This is a genomic window from Streptomyces sp. DH41, assembly GCF_029813785.1.
Taxonomy (GTDB): domain Bacteria; phylum Actinomycetota; class Actinomycetes; order Streptomycetales; family Streptomycetaceae; genus Streptomyces.
This window is the reverse complement of sequence record NZ_JARVKY010000002.1, coordinates 547,778-559,436: the sequence shown is the minus strand read 5'-3', so window position 1 is coordinate 559,436 and position 11,659 is coordinate 547,778. Positions and strand designations below refer to the sequence as shown.

Sequence of the window (11,659 nt, the reverse complement as noted above, 5' to 3'; positions counted from 1 at the left end):
GCTCCCCGACCGCTCACCCTCTGGAGTACCCCCATGCCCGAGACCACCCATGTCTACGACTACGTCGTCATCGGCGGCGGCACCGCGGGATCGGTGATCGCCTCCCGCCTCACCGAGAACCCGGACGTCACCGTCGCCGTCATCGAGGGCGGCCCCAGCGACGTCGGCCGCGACGACGTGCTCACCCTGCGCCGCTGGATGGGCCTGCTCGGCGGGGAGCTGGACTACGACTACCCCACCACCGAACAGCCACGCGGCAACTCGCACATCCGGCACAGCCGCGCACGGGTGCTCGGCGGCTGCTCCTCCCACAACACCCTCATCGCCTTCAAGCCGCTGCCGTCCGACTGGGACGAGTGGGAGGCGGCCGGCGCCGAGGGCTGGGGCGCGGTGCCGATGGAGGCGTACTACGCGCGCCTCAAGAACAACATCGTCCCGGTCGACGAGAAGGACCGGAACGCCATCGCCCGCGACTTCGTCGACTCCGCGCAGAAGGCCCTGGAGGTGCCCCGCGTCGAGGGCTTCAACAAGAAGCCGTTCACCGAGGGCGTCGGCTTCTTCGACCTCGCCTACCACCCCGAGAACAACAAGCGGTCGTCGGCTTCGGTGGCGTACCTGCACCCCGTGATGGACGAGCGGCCCAACCTCACGATCATGCTGGAGACCTGGGCGTACAAGCTCCAGCTCGACGGGACCCGCGCCGAGGGCGTCCACGTCCGCACCAAGGACGGCGAGGAGATCCTCGTCCGGGCGCGGAACGAGGTCGTACTCTGCGCCGGCGCGGTCGACTCGCCCCGCCTGCTGCTGCACTCGGGCATCGGCCCCCGTGAGGACCTCGAAGCCCTCGGCATACCCGTGGCGCTCGACCTGCCCGGGGTCGGCGAGAACCTGCTCGACCACCCCGAGTCGGTGATCGTGTGGGAGACCGACGGCCCCATCCCGGACAACTCCGCGATGGACTCCGACGCCGGTCTGTTCGTGCGCCGCGACCCCGAACACCCGGGCCCCGACCTGATGTTCCACTTCTACCAGATCCCGTTCACGGACAACCCGGAGCGCCTCGGCTACGAACGCCCGGAGTTCGGCGTTTCGATGACCCCGAACATCCCCAAGCCGAAGTCCCGCGGCCGGCTCTACCTGACCAGCGCCGACCCGTCCGTGAAGCCCGCCCTGGACTTCCGCTACTTCACCGACGAGGACGACCACGACGGCCGCACCCTCGTCGACGGCATCAAGATCGCCCGCGAGGTCGCGAGGACCGAGCCGCTGGCAGGCTGGCTCAAGCGCGAGGTCTGCCCCGGCCCGGACGTCACCGGCGACGAGGAGCTGAGCGAGTACGCCCGCAAGGTCGCCCACACCGTCTACCACCCGGCGGGCACCTGCAAGATGGGCGCCGCCACCGACGAGCAGGCCGTCGTCGACCCCGAGTTGCGCGTCCGCGGCCTGGAGGGCATCCGCGTCGCGGACGCCTCCGTCTTCCCCGCCATGCCCGCCGTGAACCCGATGATCGGCGTCCTCATGGTCGGCGAGCGCGCCGTCGAGCTGATCGGCGGTGACGCCCGATGAGTACCGCCACCAGCGCCAGTACGCCGCCGGGCACCGACGAGTCCACCGCTCCCGTCTTCTCCGTGGACGGCCTGTGGAAGGTCTTCGGCCCGAAGGCCGCCCGGATCCCCGCCGACCCCGAACTGAGCGCCCTGAGCCCGGCCGAGCTGCGCTCGCGCACCGGCTGCACGGCCGCCGTCGCGGACGTCTCCTTCGACGTGCGCAAGGGCGAGGTCTTCGTCGTCATGGGCCTGTCCGGCTCCGGCAAGTCCACCCTCGTACGCTGCCTGACCCGGCTGATCGAGCCGACCGCGGGCGCCATCGCCATCGACGGCGAGGACGTCCGTGCCATGGACAGGTCCCGGCTGCGCGAACTGCGCCGCCACCGTGCCGCGATGGTCTTCCAGCACTTCGGCCTGCTCCCGCACCGCACCGTCCTGGACAACGTGGCGTACGGCCTGGAGGTCCAGGGCGTGGGCCGCGCCGAGCGCCGCGAGCGCGCCGCCGCCATCGTCGCCAAGGTCGGCCTGGAGGGCCTGGAACACCGACGCCCCGGCCAGCTCTCCGGAGGCCAGCGCCAGCGCGTCGGCCTCGCCCGCGCCCTCGCCGTCGACCCCGAGGTGCTGCTCTTCGACGAGCCGTTCAGCGCGCTCGACCCGCTGATCCGGCGGGACATGCAGGAGGAGGTCGTCCGGCTGCACCGCGAGGAGGGCCGCACGATGGTCTTCATCACCCACGACCTCCAGGAAGCCCTCAAGCTCGGCGACCGCATCGCCCTGATGCGCGACGGCCGTGTGGTCCAGCTCGGCACCCCGGAGGAGATCGTCGGCTCGCCCGCCGACGACTACGTCCGGGAGTTCGTCCGCGACGTGCCCCGCGAGCAGGTCCTCACCGTCCGTACGGCCATGCGCCCCGCCTCCTCGGCCGACGAGGCCGGCACCGGCCCCGCGCTCCGGCCCGGCGCCACCGTGTCCGAGGCCATCGAGGCCGTCGCCCGCGCCGGCTCCCCGGCCCGCGTGATGGACGACGGCCGCTGCCTGGGCGTGGTCGACGCGAACGCCCTGCTGTCGGTGGTGGCGGGCACGGCGGGCACGGCTGACGCGGCCGCAGCCGACGCGACCGCCGCGGCTGCGGGCAGTCGTGCCGCAGCGGCGGCACCGGCCCAGCGCCGCAAGCCGACCACCCCGCCCCCCGCCACCAGCGAGGAGCCGGTCTGATGGCAACGCTCACGGCAACAGCCCGAAAGACCGCCCCGCCGGGCATCCTCACCCACCCCGCCGTACGCAAGCTCCTGACCCTCGCCGTCGCCGCCGCGATCCTCGTCCCCGTCGCCGTGACCCAGTGGGGCGGCACCACCTGGCCGTCCGCCCTCACCGTCGACGTCTCCGAACCGCTCGGCAAGGCCAGCGACTGGATCATCGACAACCGCGACAGCCACCCGCTGTTCCTCTACTTCTTCGGCCACGTCAGCAACGTCGTCGTCATCGCCGTACGCGCCGTGTACCTCGCCCTCCTCGCCGTCGGCTGGGCCGGGGTCACCGCGATCGGCGCCCTGATCGCCTGGCGCGTGGCCGGAGTGAGGCTGGCCTTCGGCACCGCGGCCGCGTTCCTGGCCTGCGGCCTGCTCGGCATGTGGGTGCCGACCATGCAGACCCTCGCGCTCATGGTCGTCGCCGTCCTCGCGTCGGTCGTCGTCGGCGCCCTGCTCGGCCTGGCCGCCGGCCTGTCCGACCGGATGGACCGCGTCCTGCGCCCGGTGCTCGACACCATGCAGGTGCTGCCCGCCTTCGCCTACCTCCTGCCCGTCGTGCTGGTCTTCGGCATCGGCGTCCCCGCCGCGGTCCTGGCCACCGTCGTCTACGCCGCCCCGCCCATGGCCCGGCTCACCGCCCTCGGCCTGCGCGGCGCCGACAAGGAGGTGCTGGAGGCCGTCGAGTCGCTCGGCACCACCGCCCGCCAGCGGCTGCTGACCGCCCGCATCCCGCTGGCCCGCAAGGAACTCCTCCTCGGCGTCAACCAGACGATCATGATGGCGCTCTCCATGGCCGTCATCGCCTCCGTCATCGGCGCCGGCGGCCTCGGCGACCGCGTCTACCAGGCCCTCGCCTCGGTCGACGTGGGCGCGGCGCTCGCGGCCGGCATCCCGATCGTGCTGCTCGCCGTCGTCCTCGACCGCGTCACCGGCGCGGCGGGGGAGCGGCTCGGTGAGACCGGGAAGTCGCCGCTGACCTGGCTGTACGTCGTGGCCGCCGCCGCTGCCGTCGCGGTCGCCGGACGGATCGCCGGGTTCCTCGACTGGCCCGACGCGTGGGAGGTGGACATCGCCGAGCCCGTCAACCGGGCCGTCGACTGGATGACCGCCCACCTGTACTCCGGCGTGCCCGTCGTCGGTGGCACCGCCGACTGGGCCGCCCACTTCACCAGCGGGGTCCTCAACCCGCTCCGGGACGGCCTCCAGTGGCTGCCCTGGTGGTCCGTACTGCTCGTCGTCGCCGCCCTCGCGTGGCTGATCGGCACCTGGCGCACCGCGCTCACCGCCGTCCTCGCCATGGCCGCGATCGGCGTGCTCGGCGTGTGGAACCCGTCCCTGGACACGCTCTCGCAGGTCCTGGCGGCCGTCGCCGTGACCCTGGTCATCGGCTTCGCTGCGGGCGTCGCCGCCGCCCGCAGCGACCGCTTCGAGCGCGCGCTGCGGCCCGTCCTGGACGTCTTCCAGACGATGCCGCAGTTCGTGTACCTGATCCCGGTCGTCGCCCTCTTCGGCGTGGGCCGCGCCCCCGCCGTGGCCGCCGCGGTCGTCTACGCCCTCCCGGCCGTCGTCCGCATCACCGCCCAGGGGCTGCGCCAGGTCGACCCGGCCGCCATGGAGTCGGCCCGCTCGCTCGGCGCCACCAGCGGGCAGCAACTGCGGCAGGTCCAGCTCCCGCTGGCCCGCCGGTCCCTGCTGCTCGCCGTCAACCAGGGCGTCGTCCTCGTCCTCGCCGTCGTCATCATCGGCGGCCTGGTCGGCGGTGGCGCGCTCGGCTACCAGGTCGTCTTCGGCCTGGCCCAGGGCGACCTGGCGACCGGTCTGGTGGCCGGCGCGGCGATCGTCTGCCTCGGCCTGATGCTCGACCGGGTCACCCAGCCGACCGAACGCCGTACGAGGAAGGGAGCCTGAGATGTCACGCAAGCGGATCACGGCAGCCGTGGCCGTGCTGGTGCTGGCCACCGGCTGCGGCGCCGCCGACATGACCAAGCAGGCGTCCCCGTACGCCAATGCCCAGGGCGCCAAGACCGTCACCCTGTCCGTGCAGTCCTGGGTGGGCGCCCAGGCCAACGTGGCCGTCGCCCAGTACCTGCTGGAGCACGAGCTCGGCTACCGCGTCGACACCGTCCAGGTCGACGAGGTCCCCGCCTGGGACGCGCTCAGCCAGGGCCGCGTCGACGCCATCCTGGAGGACTGGGGCCACCCCGAGCAGGAGCAGCGCTACGTCGAGGACAAGAAGACCATCGCCCCCGGCGGCGACCTCGGCGTCACCGGGCACATCGGCTGGTTCGTCCCGACGTACTTCGCGAAGAAGCACCCGGACGTGACGGACTGGAAGAACCTGAACAAGTACGCCGAGCTGCTGCGCACCGCGGAGAGCGGCGACAAGGGCCAGCTGATGGACGGCTCTCCGTCCTACGTCACCAACGACAAGGCCCTGGTGGAGAACCTCGACCTGGACTACAAGGTCGTCTTCGCCGGCTCCGAGGCCGCCCAGATCACCCAGATGCAGCAGTTCGCCAAGGAGAAGAAGCCCTTCCTGAGCTACTGGTACACCCCCCAGTGGCTCTTCGAGAAGGTGCCGATGACCGAGGTGAAGCTGCCGCCGTACGAGGAGGGCTGCGACGCCGACCCGGCGAAGGTCGACTGCGCCTACCCGGTCACCGAGCTGCAGAAGTACCTCAACGCCGACTTCGCGGAGAACGGCGGCGAGGCGGCGGAGTTCCTGAAGGACTTCACGTGGACGACCGAGGACCAGAACCAGGTCTCCCTGATGATCGCCGAGCAGAAGATGCGGCCCGACGAGGCGGCGAAGAAGTGGGTGGACAGCCACGAGTCCGTCTGGAAGAAGTGGCTGCCCTGACCCTCACTTCGCGAGTCCGGCCGCGATCTCCCGCAGCGCACGCGCCGCACGCCGCTGGAGTCCCGGTCCGAACGTGACGCGGGTGGCCCCGAGTTCGCCGAGTTCGGCGGGCGAGGGGCCTTCCCCGGGCAGCGCGCCCACGTTGACCGGCCCCTGTATCCCGGCCCGCAGCGACGGCAGTACACCGACCGGGGCGAAGATCGGGTACACGCAGTCGGCGCCGGCGGCGACGTACAGCGCGGCCCGCTCGATCGCCGCCTCCGGGTCGTCGACGCCCCTGACGAACGTGTCGACCCGGGCGTTGACGAAGAGCCGGTCCCCGGCCGCCGCCCGCACCTCGGCCAGCCACTCGGCGTGCTCGTGCGGGTCCTTGAGCACGCCGTCGGCGGAGTCCTCCAGGTTGCAGCCCACGGCGCCGGCCTCCAGCAGCCGCTCCACCAGCTCCTTCGGCGCCAGTCCGTACCCGTCCTCGACGTCCGCCGACACGGGAACGTCCACGGCCCGCGCGATCCGCGCGACGGCCGCGAACATCTCGTCGGCCGGGGTCGCCCCGTCCTCGTACCCCAGCGACGCCGCCACGCCCGCGCTGGGCGTCGCGAGCGCCGGGAACCCGGCCTCGGCGAAGACGCGGGCGCTCGCCGCGTCCCAGGGGCCGGGCAGCACGAGGGGGTCGCCCGGGGCGCGGCCGTGATGGAGGGCCCGGAAGCGGTCCGCCTTGCCCACGGTCACGCGTGCTGCCCCGGGGTGTAGTGGCCCGGCGTCAGCCGGCACGTCACGCCGAACCGGTTCCAGGCGTTGATCACCGTGATCGCGGCGATCAGCTGGGCCAGCTCGGCCTCGTCGAAGTACTTCGCGGCCTTCCCGTACACCTCGTCCGGCACGAAACCGTCCGTCAGGACGGTGACCGCCTCGGTCAGCTCGATCGCCGCGAGCTCCCTCTCCGTGTAGAAGTGCCGCGACTCCTCCCAGGCGGACAGCTGCACGATCCGCTCCACGCTCTCACCGGCCGCGAGGGCGTCCTTGGTGTGCATGTCCAGGCAGAAGGCGCAGTGGTTGAGCTGGGAGGTACGGATCTTCACCAGTTCCCTCAGCTTCGGGTCCAGCCCCTGGTTGGCCGCCTTCTCCAGCCGGAGCATCGCCTTCCAGACCTCGGGTGCGTGCTTGGCCCACTCCAGCCGGGGGGCCTCCTCGGGGGCGAAGGCGTCGGAAGCGGCGGTGATGTTCTCGTTCGTCGTCATGCTTCGAGACTAGAAGCGAGGCAGCCCACGGGTATGGTCCATTTCCATGGGGAAATCATGGGCCACTTTCGGTGTCGACCTTCACCTGGACCGGTCCGGCACCGGGCTGCGCCGCGGCCTCACCGACGCCCTGCGCGAGGCCGTCCGCGGCGGCCGGCTGGCTCCCGGCACCCGGCTGCCCTCCTCGCGCTCGCTCGCCGCCGACCTGGGCGTGGCGCGCAACACGGTGGCCGAGGTCTACGCCGACCTGGTCGCCGAGGGCTGGCTCGCCGCCCGCCAGGGATCCGGCACCCGGGTGGCCGACCGCACACCCGCCATCCCGGACGGCACGCCCGCCACCCCGGACCGCACGCCCGCCGCCCCCGACCACCGCCCGGCGCCGTCCCACCCGGCACCGCACCGGCGTGAGCCGGGCCGGCCCGCCTACGACCTCGTCCCCGGCACGCCGGAACTCGCGTCGTTCCCCCGGGCCCAGTGGCTGCGGGCGGCCCGCCGCGCCCTGACCACCGCCCCCGACCGGGCCCTCGGCTACGGCGACCCCCGCGGCCGCCCCGAACTGCGCACCGCGCTCGCCGACTACCTCTCCCGCGCCCGAGGCGTGCACGCCGACCCGGACAGGATCGTCGTCTGCGCCGGCTTCCTCGGCGGGCTCGGCGTCCTCGCCGAACTGCTGCGGCAGCGGGGAGCACGCTCCGTGGCGGTCGAGTCCTACGGCCTGCCCCACCACCGCCGGCTGCTCACGCGCGCGGGCTGCGACACGCCGCCGCTGCCGTTCGACGACCGGGGCACCCTCCCCCTCGCCGACCCGGCCGCCGCCCAGGCCGCCCTGCTGACGCTCTCCCACCAGTTCCCGCTGGGCCTCCCGCTGCTCCCCGAGCGCCGGACGGCACTGATCGACTGGGCCCGCCGCACCGGCGGGCTGGTCCTGGAGGACGACTACGACGGCGAACTCCGCTACGACCGACAGCCCGTCGGCGCCCTCCAGGGCCTGGACCCCGACCGCGTCGTCTACCTGGGCACCGCCAGCAAGTCCCTGGCCCCCGGGCTGCGCCTGGGCTGGCTGGTGCTGCCGCCCTCGCTCGTCGAGGACGCCATGGACTGCATGGCGGGCCGCACCCCGGGCGCCCTGGACCAGCTGACCCTCGCGGAGTTCCTCGGCTCCGGCGGCTACGACCGGCATGTCAGGGCCGTCCGGCTGCGCTACCGGCGCCGCCGCGACGCCCTGGTCGCCGCCCTCGCCGAGCGCGCCCCCGAGGTGCGCGTCACCGGTATCGCCGCCGGACTGCACGCCGTCCTCCAACTGCCCCCCGGCACCGAGCAGCAGGCCGTCCGGGCCGCCGCCTGGAACGGACTCGCGGTCCACGGCCTGTCCACGTTCCGGCACCCGGAGGCCGCCGTCGCCCCGCTGGACGCCCTCGTCGTCGGCTACGGCACCCCGCCCGAGCACGCCTGGGCAGGGGCCCTGGACGCGCTCTGCCGGGCGCTGCCGTAGAGTCCCCCGGCGGCGGTCGTACACTCGATCGGTCCAACCATCGGCTCAACTGACGTACAAAAGCGCGGACAACGGGGGAGACGGACATGGCACAGACCCGGCGACGGCTGCGGTCGAGCACCGTGGTGCTCGGCGGTATGGGAATGCTCGCGGCGGCCCTGAGCGCGTGCGGGTCGGACCCCGACCGGCGCTGCGTGGACCGCGACAGCTACGACTACCTCAACGGCTACAAGGTCGTCGCCGACAAGAACTGCAAGTCGGGCTCGTCCGGCGGTTCGTACGGCAAGGGCGGCAAGAAGAAGTCCGGCTCCAAGGTGGACGACGCCGACTGGTACTACGACGGCGACGTCAGCAACGGCTGGGCCGACTCCGGCACCTTCAGCCGCGAAGAGGCCGTCGACCGCGGCGGCTTCGGCTGCTCCGGCTCCGGCAGCGGCGGCGGCTGAGCCCGCCGTGGAGCGCCGCACCACCGAGCCCCGCCCCGGCTGGCAGCAGACCGTGGAGGAGCAGGGCTGCATCTACCCCCTGACCCGCTACCCCGACGACTCCCTGCGCCCCTACTGGGACGAGAGCGCCTACTACGTCTTCTCCCTCCCGGAGGTCGAGGCGCTGGAGGAGGTCGTCGAGGAACTCCACCGCATGTGCCTGGCGGCGGCCGGGCACATCGTCACCGCCGGCCGCTTCGCCGACCTCGGCATCACCGACCCGCGCGTGGTCCGGGCGGTCACCGAGGCCTGGCACCGCCGCGCCGAACTGCCCTCCGTCTACGCCCGCTTCGACCTGCGCTACGACGGGACGGGGCCCGCCAAGCTCCTGGAGTACAACGCCGACACCCCGACCTCCCTGGTCGAGGCGGCGTCCCCGCAGTGGTTCTGGATGGAGGAGAGCTTCCCCGGCGCCGACCAGTGGAACAGCCTCCACGAGCGCCTCGTCGACGCCTGGAAGAAGCAGGCCGCCCTCCTGCCGCCCGGCAGCCCGCTGTACTTCGCGCACTCCGCCGACGACGAGCTCGGTGAGGACCTCATGACGGTCGCCTACCTCAAGGAGACCGCCGAGCAGGCCGGCCTGGAGACCGACTGGATCTCCGTGGAGGAGATCGGCTGGGACCGCCTGTCCGGCCGCTTCGTCGACAACAGGCTCCGATTCATCCGCAGCATCTTCAAGCTCTACCCCTGGGAGTGGCTCACCACCGACCGCTTCGCCGACCACGTCCTGGACACCCTCGACAACGGCGGCGGCACCGGCACCACCCTGTGGATCGAGCCCGCCTGGAAGATGCTGCTCAGCAACAAGGCCCTGCTGGCGATCCTCTGGGAGCTGTACCCCGGCCACCCCAACCTCCTCCCGGCCTACCTCGACGGCCCGAGGGAGCTGGCCGACACGGCGGGCTACGTCGCCAAGCCCCTGCTGGGCCGCGAGGGCGCCGGCGTCACGATCCACGAGCCGGGCGCCGCCCCCGTCGTACGCGACGAGCCCTGCTGCTACCAGGAACTGGCCCCCCTGCCCGACTTCGACGGCAATCGCGTCGTCCTGGGCGCCTGGGTGGTGGAGAACGAGTCGGCGGGCCTGGGCATCAGGGAGTCGTCGGGCCTGGTGACCGACGAGTACGCGAGGTTCCTCCCCCACGTGATCCTCTGAACCGCTCCCGGGGGAGCTCCCGCATCGCGGACACGGAAGGCACCGGCAGAACACACCCGCTACCCTGGGCCCGGGCCGTGACTGGCGCGCAAGGATGGGATGAACCATCGGGAAGCGGTCCGAGCGACAAGTGCCGAGCGCCTGGGCCGACCTGAACGCTGATTCCAACGTCCGGAGGCCCCCGTGTCCGCAGAGCTCACCCCCGAGTCCGTCGCCTACCGTGCCGCGCTGCAAGCGATCCGCGCCGTCGAGCCGCGCGTCGCCGACGCCATCGGCCAGGAGGTCGCCGACCAGCGCGAGATGCTCAAGCTGATCGCCTCCGAGAACTACGCCTCCCCGGCCACGCTTCTCGCGATGGGCAACTGGTTCAGCGACAAGTACGCCGAGGGCACCATCGGCCGCCGCTTCTACGCCGGCTGCCGCAACGTCGACACCGTCGAGTCGCTGGCCGCCGAGCACGCCCGCGAGCTCTTCGGCGCCCGCCACGCCTACGTCCAGCCGCACTCCGGCATCGACGCCAACCTCGTCGCCTTCTGGGCCGTCCTCGGCGCCCGCGTCGAGGTGCCCTTCCTGGAGAAGACCGGCGTCCGCCAGGTCAACGACCTCACCGACGCCGACTGGGCCGAGCTGCGCCAGGCCTTCGGCAACCAGCGCATGCTCGGCATGTCCCTGGACGCCGGCGGCCACCTCACCCACGGCTTCCGCCCGAACATCTCCGGCAAGATGTTCGACCAGCGCTCCTACGGCACCGACCCGGCCACCGGCCTGATCGACTACGAGGCCCTGCGCGCCTCCGCCCGCGAGTTCAAGCCGCTGATCATCGTCGCCGGCTACTCCGCGTACCCCCGCCTGGTGAACTTCCGGATCATGCGCGAGATCGCCGACGAGGTCGGCGCGACCCTCATGGTCGACATGGCGCACTTCGCCGGCCTCGTCGCGGGCAAGGTACTGACCGGCGACTTCGACCCGGTCCCGCACGCCCAGATCGTCACGACGACCACCCACAAGTCGCTGCGCGGCCCGCGCGGCGGCATGGTCCTGTGCGACGACTCCCTCAAGGACCAGGTCGACCGCGGCTGCCCGATGGTCCTCGGCGGCCCGCTCCCGCACGTCATGGCCGCCAAGGCCGTCGCCCTCGCCGAGGCCCGGCAGCCCGCGTTCCAGGACTACGCCCAGCGCGTCGTCGACAACGCCCGCGCGCTCGCCGAGGGCCTGACGAAGCGCGGGGCCACCCTGGTGACCGGCGGCACCGACAACCACCTCAACCTGATCGACGTGGCCTCCTCCTACGGCCTCACCGGCCGCCAGGCCGAGGCCGCGCTCCTCGACTCCGGCATCGTCACCAACCGCAACGCGATCCCGGCCGACCCGAACGGCGCCTGGTACACCTCCGGCATCCGCGTCGGCACCCCGGCGCTCACCACCCGCGGCCTGGGCACGGCGGAGATGGACGAGGTCGCGGGCCTGATCGACCGGGTCCTGACCACCACCGAGGCCGGCACCACCAAGTCGGGCGCCCCCTCCAAGGCGGCACACGTCCTGGACGCGAAGACCGCCGACGAGATCTCGCGGCGCGCGACGGACCTGGTGGCGGGCTTCCCGCTCTACCCGGAGATCGACCTGGGCTGACGGTC

Annotated in this window: 10 protein-coding genes and 1 riboswitch; of the genes, 8 read left to right on the top strand and 2 right to left on the bottom strand. The window is 72.7% G+C overall.

The annotated features are described in order from the left end of the window. Positions 1-33 precede the first annotated feature (33 nt). From QC283_RS05770 to QC283_RS05755, 4 genes are read left to right on the top strand one after another with little or no spacing between them, the layout of a single operon-like run. Positions 34-1,566 (top strand): GMC family oxidoreductase, encoded by a 1,533-nt coding sequence (locus tag QC283_RS05770; protein ID WP_279560250.1) that lies wholly within the window; start codon positions 34-36, stop codon positions 1,564-1,566. Further along, positions 1,563-2,762: a quaternary amine ABC transporter ATP-binding protein gene (locus QC283_RS05765; RefSeq protein ID WP_279560249.1), complete on the top strand. Its 1,200-nt coding sequence runs from the start codon at positions 1,563-1,565 to the stop codon at positions 2,760-2,762. Before QC283_RS05770 ends, QC283_RS05765 begins: the two co-directional genes overlap by 4 nt. Continuing rightward, a complete protein-coding gene (locus tag QC283_RS05760; RefSeq protein WP_279560248.1) occupies positions 2,762-4,705 on the top strand; it encodes an ABC transporter permease in 1,944 nt (647 codons plus the stop codon). The genes QC283_RS05765 and QC283_RS05760 overlap by 1 nt, the downstream gene beginning before the upstream one ends. 1 nt (position 4,706) lies before the next feature. Beyond that, the gene (locus QC283_RS05755; protein WP_279560247.1) at positions 4,707-5,657 is read left to right on the top strand and encodes an ABC transporter substrate-binding protein; all 951 of its coding nucleotides are present in this window, start codon (positions 4,707-4,709) and stop codon (positions 5,655-5,657) included. A 3-nt stretch (positions 5,658-5,660) separates the two neighbouring features. Here QC283_RS05755 and QC283_RS05750 read toward each other — a convergent pair whose 3' ends face one another. Together QC283_RS05750 and QC283_RS05745 are read right to left on the bottom strand one after the other, a co-directional pair. Further along, positions 5,661-6,380, bottom strand: a complete 720-nt coding sequence (locus tag QC283_RS05750; RefSeq protein ID WP_279560403.1) for an isocitrate lyase/PEP mutase family protein — start codon at positions 6,378-6,380, stop codon at positions 5,661-5,663. 2 nt (positions 6,381-6,382) lie between these two features. Further along, on the bottom strand, positions 6,383-6,895 hold the full coding sequence (locus QC283_RS05745) for a carboxymuconolactone decarboxylase family protein (protein WP_279560246.1): 513 nt from the start codon (positions 6,893-6,895) through the stop codon (positions 6,383-6,385). 46 nt (positions 6,896-6,941) lie between these two features. Here QC283_RS05745 and pdxR point away from each other — a divergent pair, with 46 nt between their 5' ends. The 4 genes from pdxR (at position 6,942) to QC283_RS05725 (ending at position 11,654) form a co-directional block, all read left to right on the top strand. After that, positions 6,942-8,387, top strand: coding sequence for a MocR-like pyridoxine biosynthesis transcription factor PdxR (gene pdxR, locus QC283_RS05740; RefSeq protein WP_279560245.1), 1,446 nt, complete (start codon positions 6,942-6,944; stop codon positions 8,385-8,387). Positions 8,388-8,473: 86 nt separating this feature from the next. Continuing rightward, positions 8,474-8,833: a hypothetical protein gene (locus QC283_RS05735; RefSeq protein WP_279560244.1), complete on the top strand. Its 360-nt coding sequence runs from the start codon at positions 8,474-8,476 to the stop codon at positions 8,831-8,833. A gap of 7 nt (positions 8,834-8,840) precedes the next feature. Then, positions 8,841-10,025, top strand: coding sequence for a glutathionylspermidine synthase family protein (locus QC283_RS05730; RefSeq protein ID WP_279560243.1), 1,185 nt, complete (start codon positions 8,841-8,843; stop codon positions 10,023-10,025). 67 nt (positions 10,026-10,092) lie between these two features. Beyond that, positions 10,093-10,179: riboswitch (ZMP/ZTP riboswitch) on the top strand. A 29-nt stretch (positions 10,180-10,208) separates the two neighbouring features. Next, a complete protein-coding gene (locus tag QC283_RS05725; protein WP_279560242.1) occupies positions 10,209-11,654 on the top strand; it encodes a glycine hydroxymethyltransferase in 1,446 nt (481 codons plus the stop codon). Positions 11,655-11,659: the final 5 nt, after the last annotated feature.

Excerpts from the sequence above, each read along its gene's own strand:
- QC283_RS05755 (WP_279560247.1), top strand. The coding sequence starts at position 4,707 with ATGTCACGCAAGCGGATCACGGCAGCCGTGGCCGTGCTGGTGCTGGCC.
- QC283_RS05770 (WP_279560250.1), top strand. The coding sequence starts at position 34 with ATGCCCGAGACCACCCATGTCTACGACTACGTCGTCATCGGCGGCGGC.
- pdxR (WP_279560245.1), top strand. The coding sequence starts at position 6,942 with ATGGGGAAATCATGGGCCACTTTCGGTGTCGACCTTCACCTGGACCGG.
- QC283_RS05765 (WP_279560249.1), top strand. The coding sequence starts at position 1,563 with ATGAGTACCGCCACCAGCGCCAGTACGCCGCCGGGCACCGACGAGTCC.
- QC283_RS05735 (WP_279560244.1), top strand. The coding sequence starts at position 8,474 with ATGGCACAGACCCGGCGACGGCTGCGGTCGAGCACCGTGGTGCTCGGC.
- QC283_RS05760 (WP_279560248.1), top strand. The coding sequence starts at position 2,762 with ATGGCAACGCTCACGGCAACAGCCCGAAAGACCGCCCCGCCGGGCATC.
- QC283_RS05745 (WP_279560246.1), bottom strand. The coding sequence starts at position 6,895 with ATGACGACGAACGAGAACATCACCGCCGCTTCCGACGCCTTCGCCCCC.